Raw genomic sequence first — 23,024 nt, 5'->3', positions numbered from 1 at the left:
TGCGCTCCTGGCTCAGTGGCTGGCCGCCGAGGCCGGCGCCGCCGCCGCGGGGGCAGAAGCGGCACCTTCCGGCGTCCAGGGCACCGGATTCACGGCGGCCTTGGGTCGGATCTTCTGGAAGCCATCGACGACCACCTGGTCGCCGGGCTGCAGGCCGCCCAACACCACCCACTGGCTGCCCTGGGTGCCACCCAGCTGCACCGGGCGCACGCTGACCTGCTTGTCGGGCGTGACGACCATCACGGTGTCGCCGGTGGTGCCGCGGGAGACGGCCTGCTGCGGCACCAGGATGGCATCGGTGGCCCGTGCCGTGGCGATGCGCACCTTCACATAGAGGCCCGGCAGCAGCTCGCCCTTGGGGTTGGGCAGCTCGGCCCGCAGCGTCACCTGGCCGGAGGTGCTGTCCACCGTGATGTCCGAGAAGAGCAGCTTGCCCGCCACCGGGTACACGGTGCCGTCATCCAGCACCACGTGCACCTCGGCCGAACCGGCCTTCTGAAACTTGCCGGCCTCGACGGCGCGCTTGAGCTTCATCGCGTCGGCCGCGGACTGGGTGAAGTTGACGTACAGGCTGTCGATCTGCTGAACGGTGGCCAGCAGCGTGGCCTCGCCCGCACTGACCAGGGCCCCCTCGGTCACCTCGGCCCGACCGATGCGGCCGCTGATGGGCGACAGCACGCTGGCGTAGTCCACGTTGAGCTTGGCCTGCACGACGTTTGCCTTGGCCGCCGCCACGTCGGCCTGGGCCTGCTTGAAGCTGGCCTGGGTGCTCACCCAATCCTGGTCGCTGATGGCCTTGGCCTGGGCCAGCGGGCGGTTGCGCTCCAGCGTCGCCTGGGCCTGCATCAGCACGGCTTCAGCCTTGGCCTCGGTGGCCAGGGCGCTGTCCAGGGCGGCGCGGTAGGGCACCGGATCGATCTCGAACAGGCTCTGCCCGGCCTTGACCACGCTGCCTTCGGTGAACAACCGGCGCTTGACCACGCCGGTGACGCGGGCGCGCACCTGGGCCGTGCGGATGGCCTCCAGGCGGCCGGGCAACTCGGTGCTCACGTCCACCGTGGAGGTCTTGGCAGTGATGACCCCCACCGGGGCTGGCGGCATCTGCCCACCCTGCGGTCCTCCCGCACCCTGACCGCAGGCGGCCAGCACGGCGGCAAGCGCCACGGTCGCCAGACCAGCCAGCGGCCGCACAGGGAGACGGCGCACCAACGCCGTGGAGGAAGACAGGGGCGCCGGATCCAGCGCAGTCTGGGGCTTCAAAGCCATGCTCATCCTTTGTTGACTCGTGTCAAACCGCCGCCAGGTGGGTCAACCTTGACGGAGGTGGGGCTTGTGAGGGAGAACAAAATCAAACGGCGAGTTTACATACAATCCTGGATGTATGTTCCACAACAGGGTTATGCCGAGGTAAGCCATGGCGCGCCGAACCAAGGAAGACGCTCTGGCCACACGCCACCGCATTCTGGACGCTGCCGAACAGGTGTTCGAGTCTCAGGGTGTTGCGCGCACGTCACTGCAGCAGGTGGCTGCCGCAGCCGGGGTGACGCGCGGGGCCATCTACTGGCACTTCAAGGACAAGGCCGAACTCTTCTCGGCCATGATGGACCGCGTCCTGCTGCCTTGTGAATGGGCCATGGACGATGCCGAGCAGATCGAGGAGGAGCACCCGGATCCTCTGTCCGCGGTGACCGCGCTGGCCCTGGCCCCGCTGGAACAGCTGAGCACCGACGGCCGGCTGCGGCGGGTCTTCACGATCGCAATGCATTTCACCGAGTACACCGACGAAATGAGCCCGGTGCTGACCCGCTGTGACGATGGCGTGGGACGCTACATCGCCGAGATCGACCGCCTGCTGCGTCAGGCCATGCGCCGGGGCGAGCTGCCCCCCCACCTGGACAGCCGCGCCCAGGCCACGGCCCTCTTCGCGATGGTCGACGGCCTGATGCACAACTGGACCCGCCGGCCCACCGCCTTCGAGCTGCTGCCCGTGGCGCGCGCGGGGGTGGTGAGCTTTCTGCGCGGCCTGGCCGGCCCCGTCGACTGAACGCTCAGAGCAGGGCCGGCAGCCGTTCCAGCACCAACACCGCCGCGGCCCCCAGGGCCGCGATCAGGGTCCACTTGACCGTCACCAGGCCACGGCGACGCCAGAGCGGGTTGCCGGTGGCCACGTAGGCCGCGAAGCACAGCAGCCCCGCCACCAGCAGCAGGCCGAAGACCAGACGGAAAACGAACATCGCGTGCCCGCCCCGTTCACCAGGCCGGCGCCAGCTCGGCAAAGCCGGCCGGGGCCTTCTTCTCGTCCTCGAAGGTGACGATCTCGTAGGCGCTTTCGTCGGCCAGCAACTGGCGCAACAGCTTGTTGTTCAGGGCGTGCCCCCCCTTGAAGGAGGTGTAAGCCGCCAGCAGGGGATGGCCACCGATGTAGAGGTCGCCGATGGCGTCGAGGATCTTGTGCTTGGCGATCTCGTCGTCGTAGCGCAGGCCTTCGCTGTTGAGCACCCTGTAATCGTCGATGACGATGGCGTTGTCCATGCTGCCCCCCAGGGTGAGGCCGCGCGAGCGCATGGCTTCGACATCCTTGGTGAAGCCGAAGGTGCGGGCGCGGGCGATCTCCTGCTTGTAGCGGCCCGAGCCCATGTCGAAGGTCACTTCCTGCGGCGTGGCGTCCACGGCCGGGTGGTTGAAGTCGATCTGGAAGGTGAGCTTGTAGCCGTGGTAGGGCTCCAGGCGGGCCCAGAGCAGGCGCCGGCCTTCGCCTTCGCGCACTTCCACCGTCTTCTTGACCCGCAGGAAGCGCTTGGGGGTCTTCTGCAGCTCGATGCCCGCACTCTGCAGCAGAAACACGAAGGAGGCCGAGGAGCCATCCAGGATGGGCACCTCGTCGGCGGTGATGTCCACGTAGAGGTTGTCGATGCCCAGGCCGGCACAGGCCGACATCAGGTGCTCGATGGTCTGGACCTTGGGCGCGCCAGGGTCACCGCCCGGGGAGATGGTCGAGGCCATGCGGGTGTCGCAGACCGAATCGAAGCGCACCGGGATGTCCACCGGCTGAGGCAGGTCCACACGGCGGAACACGATGCCGGTGTCCGGTGCCGCCGGCCGCAGGGTCAGCTCGACCTTCTGGCCGCTGTGCAGGCCCACGCCCACGGCGCGGGTCAGGGACTTGAGGGTGCGTTGCTGGAGCATGGAGGCAGGCGAGGATCCGGGTCAGCGCGGATTGTCCTTCAAGCCGGCGCTTTGCGCTGGAACGCCAGGTCCAGCTGCACGCAGGTGCCCAGGCCCGGGCGACTGTCGATGCGCAATCGGCCACCGAGCCGGGCGGCCCGCTCGCGCAGATGGCGCAGCCCGCGGCCGGGCATGGTCAGCGCGGGGTCGAAGCCGATGCCATCGTCCTCGATGGCCACGCGCACCCCTTCGGGCTGGCGGCTGATGGCGATGCGCACCTGGCGCGCATGGGCATGGCGCAGCACGTTGTTGAGCACCTCCTGCACGATGCGCAGCACCTGCAGGGCTTCCGGGGGCGTGAGCCAGTCCAGTGGCGGCAGGTCATCCACCGCCCAGACCAGGTTCAGGCCGGCCGCCTCCAGCCGGCGGGCCAGCCGGTGGCGCAGCAGGGCCAGCAGGGTCACCAGATCGTTGCCGATGGGCTCCAGCGAGTCGATCACCAGGCGCAGATCGTCCAGGCACTCCCGCAGCAGCCCGGTCACCGCGTCGCGGGACAGACGCCCCTGCTCGGCCAGCACCAGGGCCGACATCAGGTTGGAGCCCAGGCCGTCATGCATGTCCCGCACCAGGCGCTGCCGTTCCAGCAGCAGTGCCTGCTCGCGCTCCACACTGCGCAGGCGCTCGTGGTTCTGGCGCAGTTCCTCCTCGCGCCGGGCCAATTGCTCCTCCAGCCGCTGCTGGGCCTCGGCCGCCTGCCGGGTGGCCTGCACATAGCGGCGCTGCGCCGCATAGAGAAAAGCCAGCAGCACCACCAGGCTGGCATAGGGCAGCAGATAGATGGACGACGGCGCGATGGCGCCCGTCACCAGCAGCAGGTCATGCAGACCGAAGGCCTCGGTGAGCCAGAAGGCCAGCGTGATGTGGCGCAGTTCCTCGCCGCCCGTGCGCAGCGTCCTCAGCGTCAGCAGCACCCCCACCGCGCTGGCCACCACGGCATTGATCAGGTGCACCGCCAGCAGGCTGTTCAGCGGCATGCCGGCCAGGGGCATGGACAGGAGGGACACGCCCAGCACGAACGCCACCAAGGCCCGCGTGAGCCGCGGCGATGGCTGCGGATCGAAGTGCAGCGCGAACAGGTACATCAGTGCCATCACCCAGGCCAGGGAGGCATTGGTCATCCACCAGAACCAGGCCAGGGCTTCTGGCTGGCGCGGCAGGGTCGCGTAGTAGTGCAGATTGCGCAGCGTCCAGGCCACCGAGGTGAGCGCGAAGACCAGGAACGAGCTTTCCCGTGGTCGCCCCAGCCAGTACACCAGCGCGATCACGCCCAGGGCCAGGAAGGCCAGGCTGCCGACCTGGGCCCCGGACTGCTGCAGCTGGGTGCGCGCCTCATAGGCCGGCAGCAGGGCCTCGGTCGGCCCCAGATAGACCCGGCTGATCCGGTGCCCGTGGTCCGCGGGATGCGCGACCCCCACCACCCAGCGTGTCAGGGCGGCCTGGCTGCAGGTGCCGACATCCACCCACACCGGTCGGTTCCATTGCTCGCGCCACAGGTCAGTGCCATCCCACTGCAGCGACCAGCGGCCCTCCCGCCAGCCGGCCACCAGCACGGCCCCGCCCGACACCCGAGGCACATACAGGGCGCAGCGCCGGCCCGGAGCCGAGAGCGCTGAAGCCTCGGGCGCGGGCAGCAGATGCCACCAGATGGCGCGCTCATCGGCCGCCAGACCACCGGGGGCCGGCCCCGTCAAGGGCAGATGCTGGGGCTGCCAGGTCGGGGCGCTGCCCGGCGCGGGCAGCCGGTTCAGCAGCGCCTGGGTTCCCGCCTGCGCCTGCGCCGCCCCGAGCGGCTGGACATACAGGCCCACCAGCTCAGGGGGTGCCGCCGCGCGGCGGGGCAGCTCCACCACCCAGCCGGCCGCCAGAAGAATCAGCAGGGCCACCCCCAGGAGCAGCAGCTGCCGGGCCCAGCCCGCGCGCAGCTCAGTCGCGGACGAGGCCCAGCTTGCGGGCCTCATAGATGGCCTCGGTCTTGGAGTGCACCTGCAGCTTGCGGTAGCTGCGCTTCACGTAGGTCATGACCGTGTGCCGGGACAGGCCCAGCATGCTGGCGATCTCGTCGAAGCTGAAGCCCTTGGCGCTGTAGGTCAGCACCTGGCGCTCCTGGGGCGACAGCAGCGCCTCGTCGGCCAAGGGTTGCGTGCCCTGTGGGGCCAGCCGCAGCAAGAGCTGGCGGGCGATGACCGGACTGACGGGACTGCCCCCCGCACGCAGGGCGCGAATCTGCTCGATCAGGTCGCCGGCATGGGTGTCCTTGAGCAAATAGCCGGTCGCCCCCGCCTCCAGCGAAGCCATCACATGGGGCTCGTCGCCAAAGACCGTGACCACCATCACGTCGGTGTCCGGCAGCTGGGCCTGGGCATGGCGGATCAACTGGATGCCGCTGCCACTGGGCAGGCCCAGGTCGACCAGCAGCACATCCGGCCTTGTGGCGTCCAGCAAGGCCAGCCCTTCGCCCACATCGGCGGCCATGCCCAGCAGGCGCATGTCCTCCGCCGTCTGCAGGATGGCGGAGAAGGCGCAACGGACGCGCTCGTCGTCCTCGACGATGACCACGGAAATGGGGCGCATGCAGCGAGTGTAGACGGCTGGAAATCTCGCGTGTCCCCTGGCTGGGTGACAGGAGCTGCGGACGCAAAAAGGGGGCGCCTGGGCGCCCCCTGAATGCACAGCAACGAAAGACGGATGTCGACTCAGTCGGCCTGCTTGCGCAGAAACGCCGGGATCTCGATCTCGTCCATGCCGTTGTTGGACAGGGCCTCGACCTTGGCTGCCGCCTGGGTGCGGCCCGTGCGCCACACGCTGGGCGTGGCCAGCGCGCCGTAGTCCTGCTGCACCGGCGCCGTCGCGCCCATCGTCTGGGCGGTGATGGGTGCCGCGGTCGTGCCCATCGGGGTGTTGAGCATCGGCAGGTTGTCGGTGCCGGTGCGCAGCACGGGCTGCGACTGCACCACGGTCAGCGGCGCCGCAGCGCGGCGGGCCCCCGACAAGCCGGTGGCGATCACCGTGACGCGCAGCTGGTCGCCCAGGCTGTCGTCATAGGCCGCGCCGAAGATCACGTGCGCATCCTCCGCGGCATAGCGGCGGATCGTGTTCATCGCGTTCTTGCTCTCGGACAGCTTGAAGGTCGAGCGGGCCGCGGCAATCAGCACCAGCACGCCGCGCGCGCCGGACAGGTCGATGCCTTCCAGCAGCGGGCAGGCCACGGCGGACTCAGCGGCCTTGATGGCGCGGTCCGGCCCGGTGGCCATCGCGGTGCCCATCATGGCCTTGCCCGGCTCGCTCATCACCGTCTTCACGTCTTCGAAGTCGACGTTCACGAAGGCGTCCATGTGGATGATGTCGCTGATGCCGCCCACGGCGTTCTTCAGCACATCGTTGGCATGGGCGAAAGCCTGGTCCTGGGTCACGTCGTCACCCAGCACCTCCAGCAGCTTCTCGTTGAGCACAACGATCAGCGAGTCGACATTGGCTTCCAGTTCGGACACGCCGGCATCGGCCTGCTTGCTGCGGCGGCCGCCTTCGAACTCGAAAGGCTTGGTCACCACGCCCACGGTGAGGATGCCCATCTCCTTGGCGACGCGGGCGATCACCGGCGCCGCACCGGTGCCGGTGCCGCCACCCATGCCGGCGGTGATGAACAGCATGTGGGCGCCGGAGATCGCTTCACGGATGCGGTCCTCGGCCTCCTGGGCGGCGCGCTGGCCGACATCGGGCTTGGAGCCCGCCCCCAGGCCGGTGCCCCCCAGCTGCACCAGGTGCGGCGCGGCACTGCGGTTGAGCGCCTGGGCATCGGTGTTGGCGCAGATGAACTCCACGCCCTGAACGCCCTGGGCAATCATGTGCTCGACCGCGTTGCCGCCGCCGCCGCCCACACCGATCACCTTGATCTGCGTGCCTTGGTCGAATTCTTCGATCATCTCGATGGCCATGGTGACCTCCTTCTCCGTTTCGTTGCAGTTGCCGTTTGCGTTGAATCCGGGTTCGTTGCGGACCTGTGCCGGCCGCTTGGAACCGCTCACTTCAGAAACTCAAAAATTCCCCAGGAACCAGTCCCGCGCCTTCCCGAACATGGTCTTGACCGATCCCGCCTGCTGCGCGGCCTTGTGGCCGCGGGTGTGGGCGAGCCGTGCTTCTTCGAGCAGACCCATCACGGTGGCCGAGCGCGGGTTGGCCACCATGTCGAACAGTGCGCTGGAGTAGGTCGGCAGGCCCTTGCGGACCGGCTTGAGGAAGATGTCCTCCCCCAGCTCGACCATGCCCGGCATGACCGCCGTGCCCCCGGTGATCACGATGCCCGAGGACAGCAGTTCCTCGTAGCCCGATTCGCGGATCACCTGGTGCACCAGTGAAAAAATTTCTTCCACCCGCGGCTCGATGACACCGGCCAGAGCCTGGCGACTGAGCATGCGCGGCACGCGGTCGCCCAGGCCGGGCACCTCGAGCTGTTCGGCCGGGTCGGCCAGCAGCTGCTTGGCCACGCCGTACTCGACCTTGATCTCCTCGGCATCCTTGGTCGGGGTGCGCAGCGCCATCGCGATGTCGCTGGTGATCAGGTCGCCGGCGATGGGGATGACCGCCGTGTGGCGGATCGAGCCGCCGGTGTAGATGGCCACGTCGGTGGTGCCCGCGCCGATGTCCACCACCGCCACGCCCAGGTCCTTCTCGTCGTCGGTCAGCACCGCGGCGGCCGAGGCGGTCGGGGTCAGGCACAGCTGTTCCACTTCCAGGCCGCAGCGCCGCACGCACTTGATGATGTTCTCGGCTGCGCTCTGCGCGCCGGTGGCGATGTGCACCTTGACCTCGAGCCGGCTGCCGCTCATGCCGATCGGCTCCTTGACCTCGTGGCCGTCGATCACGAACTCCTGCGACTCGACCAGCAGCAGACGCTGGTCGTTGGGGATGTTGATCGCCTTGGCGGTCTCGATCACCCGGGCCACATCGGTGGGCGTGACCTCGCGGTTGTCACGCACGATCACCATGCCGGTGCTGTTCTGGCCCCGGATGTGGCTGCCGGTGATGCCGGTGTAGACCCGCTCGATCTTGCAGGCGGCCATCATCTCAGCCTCCTTCAAGGCCTGCTGGATGCTCTGCACCGTGGCATCGATGTTGACCACCACGCCGCGCTTGAGGCCGTGCGAGGACGCCACGCCCAGGCCGGCCACGCGCAACTCGCCACCGGCCACGACCTCGGCCACCACGGCCATCACCTTGGCCGTGCCGATGTCCAGTCCGACGACGAGATCCTTGTATTCCTTGGCCATGCCTTCCTCAATGCGTGATGGGGGGGTGAGCGGCCGCGCCGGCCGCGCCTTTCAGGCGCAGCGCATAGCCATCGGTGTGCCGCAGATCGGCCAGGGTCCAGCCGCGCGGCGTGCGGGCCGCGGCCTGGGTGACGGTGCGCACGAAACGCGCGCAACGGGCCAGCACTTCCTCGTCGCTGCCACGGCCGATCTCGACCATGGCACCGTTGTCCATCTCGGCCTCCCAGGAGCCGCGGCCGGACAAGGTCAGGCGCGCCACTTCCAGGCCCAGCGGGGCAAAGACCGGGTTCAGGCGGCGGTACATGGCCAGCATCTCGGGAGCGCTGGCCTCGTCGCCGGAAAACTCGGGCAGATCGTCGTCGTCGACGTCGCCTACATTCGCCTCGAACACCTCGCCGTGGGTGTTGACCAGGCGGTCGTTGCCCTCGTCGCCCTTCCAGACGGCCGCGGGCTTGTGCTCTTCCAGCGTCACTTCCAACCGGTTGGGCCAGACGCGGTGCACCACCGCATGGCGCACCCAGGGCAGACTTTCAAAGACTTGGCGCGCAGATTGCAAGTCCAGCGTGAAGAAATTGCCGACCAGCTTGGAGGCGATGTTGGCCCGGATGTTGGCCGCGCTGTTGCGGCTCACATCGCCCTCCAGCCGGATGCCGCCAAAGGCGAACAGCGGCTGGCGCGCGACCCAGCCCGCCGCCGCCGTCAGCAGCAGCACGCCCACGGCCGCTGCCACCACGAGCGTGGTGAACTGGGTCACGCGGACATCCGGCGGCAGCGGGGTGGACAGGGTCGCAGTGTTCATGGCTGGGCGGCGGTGGGGTGGCTGTCCAGGGTGGCGCCGGCAAGCAGGCGCAGGCAGAGGTCTTCGTAGCTGATGCCGGCGGCCTTGGCCGACTGCGGCACAAGCGAGTGGCCGGTCATGCCGGGCGAGGTGTTCATTTCCAGCAGGAAGGGCTTGCGGTCGCTGGCGCGGATCATCAGATCGGCGCGGCCCCAGCCACGGCAGCCCAGGGCGCGGTAGGCAGCCACCACGATGCGCTGGATCTCGCGCTCTTCGTTCTCTGGCAGACCGGACGGGACCAGGTAGCGCGTGTCCTCGGAGTAGTACTTGTGCTCGAAATCGTAGTTGCCGTCGGGGGCCTGGATGCGGATCACCGGCAACGCGGCGGAGGCTTCGCCCTCACCCAGCACGGGGCAGGTCACCTCGTCACCGTCAATGAATTCTTCGCAAAGCACGTCAGGGTCGTATTGTGCCGCGAGAGTGACCGCTTCCTGCATGCCGGAATACCCCCGCACCTTCGTCACACCGAAGGAAGAGCCCTCCCTCGCCGGCTTGACGATCAGCGGCAGGCCCAGCGCATCGGGCACCTCACGCACGATGTCGCGGCCCTGCTCCTCGGTGGAGAGGCAGCGCCAGCGTGGCGTGGGCAGGCCTTCGGCCAGCCAGACCCGCTTGGTCATGACCTTGTCCATCGCCACGGCCGAGGCCATCACGCCCGAGCCTGTGTAGGGAATGCCCAACAGTTCGAGCGCGCCCTGCACCGTGCCGTCCTCGCCATGGCGGCCGTGCAGGGCGATGAAGCAGCGGTCGAAGCCCTCGCGCTTGAGATCGCCCAGGTCCCGCTCGGCCGGATCGAAGGCGTGGGCGTCCACACCGCGCGAGCGCAGGGCCTTGAGCACGCCCTCACCCGACATCAGCGAGACCGGCCGCTCGGCCGAGCTGCCGCCCATCAACACCGCCACCTTGCCCAGCGCCTTCACGTCCACCGTGCTCATGCTGCTTGCCCCACCTGTTCCACCACCTGGGCCGGCACAGCCCCGATCGAGCCGGCCCCCATCACGATCACCACATCCCCGTCGCGTGCGAAGCCCGCGATCTCCGCCGGCAGCTGCTTGACCTCGTCGACGAACAGCGGATCGACCTTGCCAGCCACACGCAGGGCCCGTGCCAGCGAGCGGCCATCGGCCGCGACGATGGGGGCCTCGCCCGCCGCGTAGACCTCGGTCAGCAGCACCGCGTCGGCCTGGCCCAGCACCTTGACGAAGTCCTCGAAGCAGTCCCGGGTGCGGGTGTAGCGGTGCGGCTGGAAGGCCAGCACCAGACGCCGGCCCGGAAAGGCCCCGCGCGCGGCCGCGATGACCGCGGCCATCTCCACCGGGTGGTGGCCGTAGTCGTCGATCAGGGTGAATTGGCCGCCGCCCTGGCAGGCCAGCTCGCCGTAGCGCTGGAAGCGCCGGCCCACGCCGCTGAACTTGGCCAGCGCCGCCACGATGGGCTCGTCCGGCAGCTCCAGCTCGGTGGCCACCGCGATGGCCGCCAGCGCATTGCGCACGTTGTGCTCACCCGGCAGGTTCAGCGTGATGTCCAGGTCGGGCATCACGTGGCCGTTGCGCCGCTGGCAGGTGAAGTGCATGCGGCCGCCCGCCAGCGCCTGCACATTGACGGCCCGCACCGGCAGGCCCTCGCCCAGGCCGTACTGAATCACGGGGCGGGAGATCATCGGGATGATGCTCTGCACACCCGGATCGTCGCCGCACAGCACCGCCGCGCCGTAGAAGGGCATGCGGTGGATGAACTCCACGAAGGCCTGCTTCAGCCGCGCGTAGTCGTGGCCGTAGGTGTCCATGTGGTCCTGGTCGATGTTGGTCACCACCGACAGGATGGGCATCAGGTTCAGGAAGGAGGCGTCCGACTCGTCGGCCTCGACCACGATGAACTCGCCCGAACCCAGGCGCGAGTTGGCGCCGGCCGAATTGAGCTTGCCGCCGATCACGAAGGTCGGATCCACGCCGGCCTCGGCCAGCACGCTGGTGACCAGCGAGGTGGTGGTCGTCTTGCCATGGGTGCCGGCGATGGCGATGCCCTTGCGCAGGCGCATCAGCTCGGCCAGCATCACGGCGCGCGGCACCACCGGGATGTGGTGGGCCCGGGCGGCGATGACCTCGGGGTTGTCACCCTTCACGGCCGAGGAGGTGACCACGGCCTGGGCCGCGCCCAGGTGGGCGGCCTCGTGGCCGATGGCCACGCCGATGCCCAGGCTGGCCAAGCGGCGGGTGGTGGCCGATTCAGCCTGGTCGGAACCGGTGACCTGGTAGCCCAGGTTGTGCAGGATCTCGGCGATGCCGCTCATGCCGGCCCCCCCGATGCCCACAAAGTGGATGCGCTTGACGGCGTGTTTCATGTCGGCTTCACCAGCCTTTCGATTTCATCGGCCACCTTGGCGGCGGCCTGTGGCCGGGCCAGCAGGCGGGCCTGCTCGGCCATGGCCAGCAGCTTCTCGCGGCTGAGCTGCGACAGCAGCTCCGCCAGCGACTGCGGGTTGAGTTCGTTCTGCGGCAGGTGGATGGCTGCGCCGCGCGCCGCCATCCAGGCCGCGTTGTCGCGTTGGTGCGAGGTGGTGCTCACCACCAGCGGCACCAGCACGCTGGCCACACCGGCTGCGCACAGCTCGCTGACGGTGATCGCGCCAGCCCGGCAGACGATCACATCGCAGTCGGCCAGGCGGCGGTCCATGTCGTCGATGAAGGGCAGCACCTCGGCCTGCAGGCCCAGGGTGGCGTAGCGGGCCCGCACATCTTCCAGATGGGCCATGCCGGTCTGGTGGGTCACCTGCGGCCGCTGCTCGACCGGCAGATGAGCCAGGGCGGCGGGCACCTGCTCGTTGAGCACCCGGGCGCCCAGGCTGCCGCCCACCACCAGCACCCGCAGCGGGCCCTGGCGGCCGGCAAAGCGCTGGGCCGGGGCCGGCATGGCCTCGATCTCGGCGCGCACCGGGTTGCCCGTCACCACCGCCTGCTTCACCTTCTCGACAGCCGGGCCGTCGAAGCCGAAGGCCACCTTGTCGGCCACCGGCAGCAGGGCCTTGTTGCTCATCAGCAGGGCCGCATCGGCATTGACCAGCACCAGCGGCCGGCCGCTCAGCTTGGCCACCCAGCCGCCGGGGAAGCAGACATAGCCGCCCATGCCCAGCACCGCGTCGGCACGGCGGCGGCGGAAGATCCAGAGGCTGTCCCAGAAGGCCTTGAACAGGCGGAAGACGCCGCCCAGGCTGTGGGCCAGGCCCTTGCCACGCAGGCCGCTGAAGGCCAGGCGGTCCATCGGCAGCCCGGTGGGCGGCACCAGCCGGTTTTCCATGCCGCCCTCGGTGCCCAGCCAGCTGACCGTCCAGCCGCGGGTGCCCATCTCGCGGGCCACGGCCAGGCCGGGGATCACATGCCCACCGGTGCCGGCGGCCATGATGACCAGGTGACGGGTGCGGGCCATCGCGCTCATGCCCGGCCTCCCCGCATCAGCTGCCTGTTTTCTTGGTCCACCCGCAGCACGATGGCCAGGGCCACCAGGTTGAGCAGCACGCCCGAGCCGCCGTAGGACAGCAGCGGCAGCGTCAGGCCCTTGGTGGGCAGCACGCCCAGGTTCACGCCCATGTTGATGAAGCTCTGGGCACCGAACCAGATGCCGATGCCCTGGGCCATCAGACCGGCGAAGACACGGTCTAGCGCGATGGCCTGGCGGCCGATCACGAAGACGCGGCGGGTGATCCAGAAGAAGGCCAGGATCACCACCACCACGGTCACAAAGCCCAGCTCCTCGCCGATCACCGCCATCAGGAAGTCGGTGTGGGCCTCGGGCAGGTAGTGCAGCTTCTCGATCGAATTGCCCAGGCCCTGACCGAAGACCTCGCCGCGGCCGAAGGCGATCAGCGAGTGGGTCAGCTGGTAGGCCTTGCCCTGGGCGTAGTTGGGGTTCCACGGGTCCAGGTAGGCGAAGATGCGCTGACGCCGGAACTCGCTGAACACGATCATCAGCACGAAGGCACCGACCAGCACCGCCACGCTCAGCAGGAACATGCGGCCGTTCACGCCGCCCAGGAACAGGATGCCCAGCGCGATCGCGGCGATCACCATGAAGGCGCCCATGTCCGGCTCGGCCAGCAGCAGCACGCCGACCACGCCCAGCGACACCGCCATCGGCCAGACCGCCTTGACGAAGTTCTCCTTCACCTCCATCTTGCGCACCATGTAGCTGGCCGCATACATGGCCATGGCCAGCTTGGCCAGCTCGCTGGGCTGGAAGTTCATGATGCCCAACGGGATCCAGCGGCGTGCACCGTTCACGCCCTTGCCGATGAAGGGGATCAGCGTGAGGATCAGCAGGGCCAGCGTGGTGGCGAACAGCCAGGGCGCCCACTTCTCCCAGGTGGCGATCGGGATCTGCAGCGTGATGACCGCCGCGACGAAGGCCACCGCGACGAAGGCCGATTGGCGCACCAGGAAGTAGCTGGTGTCGTAGCGCGAAAATTTCGGGCTGTCGGGCATGGCCACCGAGGCCGAATAAACCATCACCAGGCTGAAGGCCAGCAGGCTGACCACCACCCAGATCAGCGCCGTGTCATAGCCCGACACCGCGGCGGGACGGGCGGTGGCGCCGCCCACCCAGTCGCGGATGGGCAGGTGCTCGGTGCCCTCGCGGCCGCGCGCCCACAGGCCCGCCAGCCGCTCGCGCAGCCCGGACCAGTCCGGCAGGGTGGCGGCCAGCTTCATGCGAGCAGCTCCCCTTGGTCGGCCGCCCACTGCTGCACCGCGGCGATGAACACCTCGGAGCGATGGGCGTAGTTGCGGAACATGTCCAGGCTGGCGCAGGCCGGGCTCAGCAGCACGGCGTCACCGCTCTGCGCCTGGGCGAAGCACCAGGGCACGGCAGCCTCCAGCGTGGCATGACGCTGGAAGGGCACGCCGGTGGCGGCCAGCATGACCTCGATGGCCTCGGCGTCGCGGCCAATCGTGGCCACCGCACGCGCATGGCGGGCCACCGGACCGGCCAGCGGGCCGAAGTCCTGGCCCTTGCCATCGCCGCCCAGGATGACCACCAGCTTGCCATGGCGGTCGGCGCCCAGGCCGTCCAGCGCGGCCACGGTGGCGCCCACATTGGTGCCCTTGCTGTCGTCGAAGGCCTCGATGCCACCGACCACGCCCACCGATTCGACACGGTGCGGCTCGCCGCGGTACTCGCGCAGGCCGTGCAGCATCGGCGCCAGCGGGCAGCCGATGGCGGTGGCCAGGGCCAGGGCGGCCAGCGCGTTGGCCGCGTTGTGGCGGCCGCGGATGCGCAGAGCATCGGCCGGCATCAGGCGCTGCAGGATGATCTCTTCGGGCTCGTCCTTGCGCCGCTTGATGGTCTCGTCGGCCGGCATGGCGCGCACCAGCCAGGCCATGCCGCCCTCCACCACCAGGCCGAAGTCGCCGGGGTGCTGCGGCGGGTTCAGGCCGAAGCGGCAGACGTTGCGGCTGACCGCCTTCTTGGGCCGGCCGCGGCCAGGGCTGACCATCACCGGCGCCGGCACCATGGCCTCGACCAGCGGGTCATCGCGGTTGATCACCATCACCGCCTGCTGGCCGAAGACGCGGGCCTTGGCCGCGGCGTAGGCGTCCATCGAACCATGCCAGTCCAGGTGGTCCTGGGTGACGTTGAGCACGGTGGCGGCGCTGGGCTCGAAGCCCTGCACGCCATCGAGCTGGAAGCTGGAGAGCTCCAGCACCCAGACCTGGGGCAGGTGCTCGAACACCGGCTCGGTCGGGGGCGGCGGGGCCAACACCACGGGCGCGGCCTCGTCGTCCAGGGGCGCCGCATCGACCGCTGCCGGCTCGTCAGCGCCGTCCTCGGTCTCGGGGGCCTCGGCCGCAGCCTCGCCCACCACGGGCGGCTCATCCGTCGGCGGCAGTGCCGCGGCGGCCTCGAGCAAACTCTCGTCCACCGGCGATTCCAGCTGAGACGCCTGAGCGGCGGCGGCTTCGGCCTCCGAAGCGGCGGCCTCCGCCTCGGCCTGCGCCTGCTCGGCCGCCAGGGCACGGGCCTCGGCCTCGGCCAGCCAGGCGGTGGTCAGGGTGTCCAGCAGGGTCGGGCCGATGTTGCCGGCCACCGCCACGCGGCGGTCGCAGCGCTCGACCAGCTGCGCGGTCAGCGAGGTGGTGGTGGTTTTGCCATTCGTGCCGGTGATGGCCAGCACCTTGGGCGCATAGCCCCAGTCGGCCTTCAGGTCGGCCAGGGCGCGGGCATACAGGTCCAGCTCACCCGCCACGGGCACGCCCACCGCCCGGGCCGCCGCCAGCAGCGGCTGCAGTTCCGGCTTGGCGGGCGACAGGCCGGGGCTCTTGAGCAGCAGACGGGCATCCTCCAGCGCGTCGGCGCCCAGCGCCCCGCTGAAGAAGGTGGCCGCCGGCACCTCGGCCGCCAGGGCCGCGGCCTGCGGCGGGTTGGCACGCGAATCCCAGACCCGGATGCGGGCCGCGCCGTGGCGCGCGCACCAGCGCGCCATCGCCAGGCCGGAGTCACCCAGGCCCAGGATCAGCACGGACAGGTCTTGCAGGTGTTTCATGGTCTCGTCAGATCAGCGCAGCTTCAGGCTGGCCAGGCCGATCAGGCACAGCAGCATCGTGATGATCCAGAAGCGGATCACCACCTGGGTCTCGTTCCAGCCCGACTTCTCGAAGTGGTGGTGCAGCGGCGCCATCTTCAGCAGGCGCCGGCCCTCGCCGTACTTCTTCTTCGTGTACTTGAACCAGCTGACCTGCAGCATCACCGACAGGGCCTCGGCGACGAACACGCCGCCCATCACGCCCAGCAGGATCTCCTGCCGGGTGATGACCGCGACGGTGCCCAGGGCCCCGCCCAGGGACAGCGCACCCACGTCGCCCATGAAGACCTGGGCCGGGTGGGCGTTGAACCACAGGAAAGCCAGGCCGGCGCCGACCATGGCCGCGCAGAAGATCATCAGCTCGCCCGCGCCCGGGATGTAGGGGAACAGCAGGTACTTGGCGTACACCGCGTTGCCCACCACATAGGCGAAGATGGCCAGCGCCCCCGAGACCAGCACCACCGGCATGATGGCCAGGCCGTCCAGGCCGTCGGTCAGGTTCACCGCATTGCTGGCGCCGACGATGACGAACCAGGTCAGGGCCATGAAGCCGAACACGCCCAGCGGGTAGCTGATGCTCTTGAAGAAGGGCAGCATCAGGTCGGCCTTGGGCGGCAGCTCGTTGGAGAAGCCGCTCTGCACCCAGCGCACGAAGAGCTCGATGACCCGCACATTGGTGGTCTCGGACACGCTGAAGGCCAGGTACAGCGCCGCGACCACACCGATCAGCGTCTGCCAGAAGAACTTCTCGCGCGAGCGCATGCCCTCGGGGTTCTTGTCCACCACCTTGCGCCAGTCGTCGGTCCAGCCGATGGCGCCAAAGCCGAAGGTGACCATCATCACGACCCAGACGAAGCGGTTGCTCCAGTCGCTCCACAGCAGCGTGGCCACGCCGATGCCGATCAGGATCAGCGCGCCGCCCATGGTGGGCGTGCCGGCCTTGGCCAGGTGGGTCTGCACCCCGTATTCGCGGATGGGCTGACCGATCTTCAGCTCGGTCAGGCGGCGGATCAGCCAGGGGCCGAAGGCCAGGCCGATGACCAGCGCGGTCATGGCCGCCATCACGGCCCGGAAGGTCAGGTACTGGAAGACGCGCAGGAAACCGAACTGCTCCGGGTAGAGCGCCTGCAGCCACTGGGCCAGACTAAGCAGCATGGGTGTCCTCCCCCGCGGCAATGGTCTGCAGGGCAGCCACCACCTGTTCCATCTTCATGAAGCGCGAGCCCTTGACCAGCACCGAAGCGAAGGCCGGGCGCTGGCCCAGGGCCGCCACCAGTTCGGCTGTCGTGGCGAAGTGCCGGGCCCCTGCGCCATAGGCGCGGGCGGCATCGGCCGCGGCGGCGCCGGCACACCAGAGCTGCTCGATGCCCTGCTCGCGCGCGGCCTGGCCCACCTCGGCGTGGAAGGCCGGACCTTGATCGCCCACCTCGCCCATGTCGCCCAGCACCAGCCAGCGCGGGCCGGGCAGCTCGGCCAGCACCGCGATGGCGGCCCGCACCGAGTCGGGGTTGGCGTTGTAGCTGTCGTCGATCAGGGTGCGGGCCTGGCCGTTCAGGACCAGTGGGCGCACCATCGAGCGGCCCTTGACCGGCGTGAAGGCCTGCAGGCCCTGCACCACGGCGGCCAGCGGTACGCCCGCAGCCAGGGCGCAGGCGGTGGCCGCCAGCGCGTTGCGGATGTTGTGACGCCCGGCGATGGACAGCTTGACCGCGGCCTCGCCGGCCGGGGTGTGCAGCTGCAGGGCCCAGTGGTCGACCTGCCATGTGGCGTCGCCGGTGACGTCGGCGTTCGCCGGGGCGAAGGTGAGCACGCGACGCTCGCCGGCCAGCGTGCGCCACAGCGGGGTGTAGGGCTCGTCGGCCGGGAACACCGCCACGCCATCGGCCGGCAGGGCGCTGAGCACACTGCCGTTCTCGCGCGCCACGGCCTCGACCGTCTGCATGAATTCCAGGTGCTCGCGCTGGGCGTTGTTGACCAAGGCCACCGTGGGCTGGGCGATGGCGGCCAGCTCGGCGATCTCGCCAGGGTGGTTCATGCCCAGCTCGACCACCGCCAGACGGTGCGCGGCCCGCAGGCCCAGCACGGTCAGCGGCACGCCGATGTGGTTGTTCAGGTTGCCCGCGGTGGCCAGGGCCTGCTCGCCCGCGGCGGCGCGCAGGATGCTGGCGATCATCTGGGTGGTGGTGGTCTTGCCGTTGCTGCCGGTCACCGCGATCAACGGCAGGCTGTGGCGTGCACGCCAGCCGGAGGCCAGCTGCTGCAGCGCCTGCAGCGTGTCGGCCACCTGCAGGCCCGGCAGGCCGCAAGCGGCCACGCCGCGGCTGCCGATCACCGCCACGGCGCCCGCCGCGGCCGCCTGGGGCAGGAAGTCATGGGCATCGAAGCGCTCGCCGCGCAGGGCGACGAAGCAATCCCCGGCCGCCAGGCTGCGGGTGTCGGTGTGGACACGACGCAGCACCGGGTCGCCCTCGCCCAGGCGCTGTGCGCCGGGGATGAGCTGGGCCGCCAGGGACAGGGTGAGCTCGGTCACGCGGCGCTCCTGGCCTGCAGCCCGGCCTGGGCCACTTCGAGGTCCGAGAAGGGATGCTTCACGCCGGCCACGTCCTGGTAGTCCTCGTGGCCCTTGCCAGCCAACAGCACCACGTCCTGCGGACCGGCCGCGGCCAGGGTCTGCAGGATGGCCAGACGGCGGTCGACCTCGACCTGCACCTTGAGCGAGCCCACCGGGTCCTTCATGCCGGCCACGATCTGGTCGACGATGGCCTGCGGGGCCTCGTGGCGCGGGTTGTCGCTGGTGACGACCACGCGGTCGGCCCCCTGCTGGGCGATGGCGCCCATCAGCGGACGCTTGGTGGCGTCGCGGTCGCCGCCGCAGCCGAAGACGCACCAGAGCTGGCCGCCACGGGCCTGGGCCATGGGACGCAGCGCGCCGATGGCCTTGTCCAGCGCGTCGGGCGTGTGGGCGTAGTCCACCACCACCTCGGGCTGACCTTCGCCGGCGCTGACGCGCTGCATGCGGCCCGGCACCGGGGTGATGTGGTGGGCGATCAGGGCCGCGTCGGTCAGCGGCACACCCAGCGCGCGCAGGCCGCCGATCACGCCCAGCAGGTTGCTGATGTTGTACTGGCCGATCAGGCCGGTCTGCACCGGCAGGTCCTGCTCGCCACCGGCCTCGGCCAGCAGGAAACGCAGGCCCTGGGCGGTGTAGCCCACCTCGCGGGCCTGGATGCGGGCATCGCCCTGGGCCGAGACGGTCCACAGGTCCAGACCGCTGCCAGCCAGCTCGGCCACCAGCTTGGCGCCCTGTGCGTCGTCCACATTGATCACCGCGGACTTCAGGCCGTCCCAGGCGAAGAGACGGCGCTTCTCGGCCCAGTAGGCCGCCATGTCGCCGTGGTAGTCCAGGTGGTCGCGGGTGAAGTTGGTGAACAGGGCCACCGCGATGCGCGTGCCGGCCATGCGCTCCTCGGCGATGCCGATGGACGAAGCCTCGATCGCGCAGGCGCCGAAGCCCTGCTTCACCATGTCGGCGAAGCTGGCCTGCAGCACCACCGGGTCCGGCGTGGTCAGGCCAGTGAAGCGGATGTGGCCTTCGCCCCGACCCGGCACGGGCGGCGTGCCCACGCCCAGCGTGCCCACCAGGCCGCAGGGCCGGTCCAGCATGCCCAGGGCCTGGGCCGTCCACCAGGCGCTGGAGGTCTTGCCATTGGTGCCGGTGACGGCCACCACCTTCAGCGCATCGCTGGGGCGGCCGAAGTAGGCATCGGCGATGCGGCCGGTGGCTTCCTTCAGGTTCGGCAGCGCGGCCACGCGCGAGTCCTCGAAGCCATGGGCATCGACACCGTCGAGCTCGACGATGCAGGTGGCCGCCCCGGCATCCAGCGCGGCCTGCACGTACTGGCGGCCATCGGTGACCTGGCCGGGCCAGGCGATGAAACCGTCACCGGGCTGCACCAGGCGGCTGTCGGTGCGCAAGGTGCCGGTGACCCAGGACTGCAGCCAGCGTGCGGCCGCCTCGGGACTCTTCAGGTGGGTGATGCTCATGGTTGGATGCCTCCGGCCTGGTTCACCGGGTGTGCGGTGCGGGCCATCAGTGCTGCTCCACGTCTTCGTTCTCCGCCGCGGCGGCCGCGGCCGCAGCCGTCAGCACCGAGGGGGGCTTCATGTCCATGTCGGGCGGAACGCCCATGGTGCGCAGGGTCTGTTCGGCCACGGCCTTGAAGACCGGGGCCGAGACCAGGCCGCCGTAGTGAATCGGGGTGGGCTCGTCGACCATCACGGAGATGATCACGCGCGGGGTGTCGATCGGAGCGAGGCCGGTGAACCAGGCGCGGTATTTTCCCGCAGCGTAGCCCCGGCCTTCCTGCTTGGCCGCCGTGCCGGTCTTGCCGCCGGCGGAATAGCCGGTCAGCGCCGCCAGCGGGGCCGTGCCTTCCTTGCTGACGGTGCCACGCAGCATCTGGCGCATGGTGCGCGCCGTCTGGGGCTTGAAGATCCGCACCGGCGTACCGGCGGGGTGCCCCTTGACCAGGGTCAGCGGCGCCAGCTCACCGTCACGGGCAATGGCCGTGTAGGCATGGGCGATCTGCAGCAGCGACGCCGACAGGCCGTAGCCGTAGGCCATGGTGGCCTTCTCGACGGGCTTCCAGGTGCGCCAGGGGCGCAGCTTGCCGGTGGCCACACCCGGGAAGCCGATCTGCGGCTTGGTGCCGAAGCCCACGGCGGCGTAGAGCTCGCCCATTTCACGCGGGTCCAGGTGCTGCGACAGCTTGACCGTGCCCACGTTGCTGGACTTCTGGATGATCTGCGCCACCGACAGCGAGGGGTGCGAGTGGGCACCGTCGTTGACCCGCAGGGGACCGACCATGAAGGGGTTGGTGTCCAGCACGGTGTCGGGGGTGGCGTAGCCGTCCTCGATCACCTTGCTGACGACAAAGGGCTTCACCGTCGAGCCGGGCTCGAAGACGTCGGTGACCGCGCGGTTGCGCAGCTGGCCGCCGGTCAGGTTGTGGCGCTCCTCGGGCGTGTAGCTCGGGTAGTTGGCCATCGCCAGGATCTCGCCCGTCTGCGCATCCAGCACCACCACGCTGCCGGCCTTGGCGTGGAACTGCCCCACCGCATCGCGGATGCGCTGGTAGGCGATGGCCTGCAGCTTGGAGTCGATGGTCAGCTGCACATCGCTGCCATCGCGCGGGTCCACCGGCTCGCCCAGGTCTTCGACGATGCGGCCCAGGCGGTCCTTCACCACGCCACGCGAGCCGCTGTGGCCCTGCAGCTGGGTCTGGTAGGCCAGCTCGATGCCTTCCTGGCCTTCGTCGTTGATGTCGGTGAAGCCCACCACCTGCGCGGCGGCCTCGTTCTCGGGGTAGCGGCGCAGGTAGCCTGGCTCCAGTGTCAGGCCCTTGATGCGCAGGGCGCGGATCTGCTGGGCCACCCCACCGTCGACCTGGCGCTTGAGCACGGCATAGGCGCCGTCGTCGGCCAGCTTGGCGTCCAGCTCCTTGGCCTTCAGGCCCAGCAGCGCCACCAGCTCGCGCTTTTCCTCTTCGCTGGCCTTGAACTGCTGCGGGTTGATCGACACCGTGGGCGCGTAGACGCTGATGGCCAGCAACTGGCCATTGCGGTCTAGGATGCGGCCCCGGTTGGCCGGCAGATCCAGCGTGGCGGCGTAGCGCTCCTCGCCCTTCTTCTGGAAGAAGTCGGCATGCAGCACCTGCACATAGGCGGCCCGCGCGATCAGCACCGTGAAACCCAGGCCCACCAGCAACACCAGGAAGCGGCTGCGCCAGGGCGGGGTCTTGGAAGCCAGCAGCGGGCTGGTCGAATAGTTCACGCCGCGCACCGACTGCGCGCCACCAGCCCGGCGGGTGTTGCCACTCATGGCGCCCCTCCCGATGCCGGCGAGGCCGCCTGCGCCGGCGCACGCGGATCGCTCACATAGAGCGTGACGTCCGGCGTGGCCAGACGCATCTGCAGCTTCTCGCGCGCGTCGCGCTCCACCCGCAGGTGCGTACCTTCGCTGCGGCGCTCGGCCTCCAGCCGCGTGGCGTCGGAGGCCAGTTGGTGTTCCTCGGCCTTGGCCTTTTCCAGGTCGGCGAAGGCACGACGGGCCTCGTAGCTGGTCTTGACCAGGTACATGGCGCTGGCCATCAGGGCCAGCAGCAGCACGGTGCTCAGGCGGTTCACGCCGAACCTCCGGCCAGCGGCAGGCGCTCGGCCACCCGCAGCACGGCCGAGCGTGAGCGGGGATTGACCTTGATCTCGCCCGCCGAAGGCTTGATGCGGCCCAGCGGCTTCAATCGCAGCGCCCGGGTGGGCGGTGCGAACGGGGCGCGTCGGTCCACTTCCTCGCGGCTCTCATGGGCGATGAAGGTCTTGACGATGCGGTCTTCCAGCGAATGGAAGCTGATGACCGCCAGGTGCCCCCCGGGCGCCAGCAGGCCCAGCGCGGCGCTCAGACCTTGCTCGAGCTCTTCCAGTTCGGCGTTGACCAGAATCCGAAGGGCTTGAAACGTCCGGGTCGCGGGATCCTGCCCCGGCTCGCGGGTGCGGACCGAACGAGCCACGAGCTCGGCCAGCTCGCCGGTGGTGCGCAGCGGCTGTCCGCTCTCGCGGCGAGCCACAAGCGCCTTTGCAATGGATGCAGCAAACCGTTCTTCGCCGTAATCACGGATCACCTGTGCGATGTGACGCTCGTCGGCCCGCGCCAGGAACTCGGCGGCGCTTTCGCCCCGCGTGGTGTCCATGCGCATGTCCAGCGGCCCGTCGAAACGGAAGCTGAAGCCGCGAGCTGGGTTGTCGATCTGGGGCGAGCTGACGCCCAGGTCCAGCAGGACCCCGGTGACGGAGCCTGCCGGCAGCACCTCGTCCATGCGGGCGAAGCTGCAGTGGTGGATGGTGAAGCGGGGGTCACGGATGGCGTGCTCCCCCTCGGTGGCAGCGGCCACCGCCTCCGGGTCCTTGTCGAAGGCGATCAGCCGGCCCTGCGGGCCCAGGCGCGAGAGCAGCAGGCGCGAATGGCCGCCGCGGCCGAAGGTGCCATCGACATAGGTGCCGTTGGGATCGGTGAGGGCAGCCTCCACCGTTTCGTTCAGCAGCACGGTGGTGTGGACGAAGCTCATGGGGT

The 23,024-nt window shown here is 69.7% G+C and carries 20 protein-coding genes; 1 reads left to right on the top strand and 19 read right to left on the bottom strand.

Annotated elements, in window-relative coordinates:
- Positions 1-12: 12 nt before the first annotated feature.
- A complete protein-coding gene (locus M0L44_RS02980; protein WP_252768133.1) occupies positions 13-1,266 on the bottom strand; it encodes an efflux RND transporter periplasmic adaptor subunit in 1,254 nt (417 codons plus the stop codon).
- A 148-nt stretch (positions 1,267-1,414) separates the two neighbouring features.
- Between M0L44_RS02980 and M0L44_RS02975 the strand changes: the two genes are divergently transcribed.
- Positions 1,415-2,044 (top strand): TetR family transcriptional regulator, encoded by a 630-nt coding sequence (locus M0L44_RS02975; RefSeq protein ID WP_252768132.1) that lies wholly within the window; start codon positions 1,415-1,417, stop codon positions 2,042-2,044.
- A 4-nt stretch (positions 2,045-2,048) separates the two neighbouring features.
- On the opposite strand, the gene M0L44_RS02970 is transcribed toward M0L44_RS02975, so the two are convergent.
- From M0L44_RS02970 to rsmH, 18 genes are all read right to left on the bottom strand, one after another.
- Positions 2,049-2,234 carry a hypothetical protein gene (locus M0L44_RS02970; RefSeq protein ID WP_252768131.1) on the bottom strand — a complete coding sequence of 62 codons (186 nt, stop codon included), beginning with the start codon at positions 2,232-2,234 and terminating at the stop codon, positions 2,049-2,051.
- Between the two features lie 16 nt (positions 2,235-2,250).
- On the bottom strand, positions 2,251-3,186 hold the full coding sequence (gene lpxC, locus M0L44_RS02965; protein ID WP_252768130.1) for a UDP-3-O-acyl-N-acetylglucosamine deacetylase: 936 nt from the start codon (positions 3,184-3,186) through the stop codon (positions 2,251-2,253).
- Between the two features lie 38 nt (positions 3,187-3,224).
- Positions 3,225-5,183 (bottom strand): sensor histidine kinase, encoded by a 1,959-nt coding sequence (locus M0L44_RS02960; RefSeq protein WP_252768129.1) that lies wholly within the window; start codon positions 5,181-5,183, stop codon positions 3,225-3,227.
- Entirely contained in the window at positions 5,149-5,796 is a 648-nt protein-coding gene (locus M0L44_RS02955; RefSeq protein WP_252768128.1) for a response regulator transcription factor, read from the bottom strand. The genes M0L44_RS02960 and M0L44_RS02955 overlap by 35 nt, the downstream gene beginning before the upstream one ends.
- A gap of 122 nt (positions 5,797-5,918) precedes the next feature.
- Complete coding sequence (gene ftsZ / locus M0L44_RS02950; protein WP_252768127.1) at positions 5,919-7,157, bottom strand: cell division protein FtsZ; 1,239 nt, start codon at positions 7,155-7,157, stop codon at positions 5,919-5,921.
- A 99-nt stretch (positions 7,158-7,256) separates the two neighbouring features.
- Positions 7,257-8,489 carry a cell division protein FtsA gene (gene ftsA / locus M0L44_RS02945; RefSeq protein WP_022981070.1) on the bottom strand — a complete coding sequence of 411 codons (1,233 nt, stop codon included), beginning with the start codon at positions 8,487-8,489 and terminating at the stop codon, positions 7,257-7,259.
- Between the two features lie 7 nt (positions 8,490-8,496).
- On the bottom strand, positions 8,497-9,288 hold the full coding sequence (locus M0L44_RS02940) for a cell division protein FtsQ/DivIB (RefSeq protein WP_252768126.1): 792 nt from the start codon (positions 9,286-9,288) through the stop codon (positions 8,497-8,499).
- Positions 9,285-10,262 carry a D-alanine--D-alanine ligase gene (locus M0L44_RS02935; RefSeq protein ID WP_252768125.1) on the bottom strand — a complete coding sequence of 326 codons (978 nt, stop codon included), beginning with the start codon at positions 10,260-10,262 and terminating at the stop codon, positions 9,285-9,287. The genes M0L44_RS02940 and M0L44_RS02935 overlap by 4 nt, the downstream gene beginning before the upstream one ends.
- A complete protein-coding gene (murC, locus tag M0L44_RS02930) occupies positions 10,259-11,668 on the bottom strand; it encodes a UDP-N-acetylmuramate--L-alanine ligase (RefSeq protein WP_252768124.1) in 1,410 nt (469 codons plus the stop codon). The genes M0L44_RS02935 and murC overlap by 4 nt, the downstream gene beginning before the upstream one ends.
- Positions 11,665-12,759: an undecaprenyldiphospho-muramoylpentapeptide beta-N-acetylglucosaminyltransferase gene (gene murG / locus M0L44_RS02925; RefSeq protein ID WP_252768123.1), complete on the bottom strand. Its 1,095-nt coding sequence runs from the start codon at positions 12,757-12,759 to the stop codon at positions 11,665-11,667. The genes murC and murG overlap by 4 nt, the downstream gene beginning before the upstream one ends.
- Entirely contained in the window at positions 12,756-14,027 is a 1,272-nt protein-coding gene (ftsW, locus tag M0L44_RS02920) for a putative lipid II flippase FtsW (RefSeq protein WP_252768122.1), read from the bottom strand. Before ftsW ends, murG begins: the two co-directional genes overlap by 4 nt.
- Positions 14,024-15,859 (bottom strand): UDP-N-acetylmuramoyl-L-alanine--D-glutamate ligase, encoded by a 1,836-nt coding sequence (murD, locus tag M0L44_RS02915; RefSeq protein WP_252768121.1) that lies wholly within the window; start codon positions 15,857-15,859, stop codon positions 14,024-14,026. Before murD ends, ftsW begins: the two co-directional genes overlap by 4 nt.
- 12 nt (positions 15,860-15,871) lie before the next feature.
- Entirely contained in the window at positions 15,872-17,053 is a 1,182-nt protein-coding gene (gene mraY / locus M0L44_RS02910) for a phospho-N-acetylmuramoyl-pentapeptide-transferase (RefSeq protein WP_252768120.1), read from the bottom strand.
- Entirely contained in the window at positions 17,043-18,428 is a 1,386-nt protein-coding gene (locus M0L44_RS02905; RefSeq protein WP_252768119.1) for a UDP-N-acetylmuramoyl-tripeptide--D-alanyl-D-alanine ligase, read from the bottom strand. The genes mraY and M0L44_RS02905 overlap by 11 nt, the downstream gene beginning before the upstream one ends.
- Positions 18,425-19,942: a UDP-N-acetylmuramoyl-L-alanyl-D-glutamate--2,6-diaminopimelate ligase gene (locus tag M0L44_RS02900; protein WP_252768118.1), complete on the bottom strand. Its 1,518-nt coding sequence runs from the start codon at positions 19,940-19,942 to the stop codon at positions 18,425-18,427. Before M0L44_RS02900 ends, M0L44_RS02905 begins: the two co-directional genes overlap by 4 nt.
- Before the next feature lie 46 nt (positions 19,943-19,988).
- Positions 19,989-21,779 (bottom strand): peptidoglycan D,D-transpeptidase FtsI family protein, encoded by a 1,791-nt coding sequence (locus M0L44_RS02895; protein WP_252768117.1) that lies wholly within the window; start codon positions 21,777-21,779, stop codon positions 19,989-19,991.
- Positions 21,776-22,084, bottom strand: a complete 309-nt coding sequence (ftsL, locus tag M0L44_RS02890; RefSeq protein WP_252768116.1) for a cell division protein FtsL — start codon at positions 22,082-22,084, stop codon at positions 21,776-21,778. The genes M0L44_RS02895 and ftsL overlap by 4 nt, the downstream gene beginning before the upstream one ends.
- Complete coding sequence (gene rsmH / locus M0L44_RS02885; RefSeq protein ID WP_252768115.1) at positions 22,081-23,019, bottom strand: 16S rRNA (cytosine(1402)-N(4))-methyltransferase RsmH; 939 nt, start codon at positions 23,017-23,019, stop codon at positions 22,081-22,083. The genes ftsL and rsmH overlap by 4 nt, the downstream gene beginning before the upstream one ends.
- Positions 23,020-23,024 lie beyond the last annotated feature (5 nt).

Source organism: Ideonella oryzae (genome assembly GCF_024055665.1).
In the GTDB taxonomy this organism is placed as follows: Bacteria; Pseudomonadota; Gammaproteobacteria; order Burkholderiales; family Burkholderiaceae_C; genus Ideonella; species Ideonella oryzae.
This window is presented reverse-complemented; position numbering and strand designations above follow the sequence as displayed.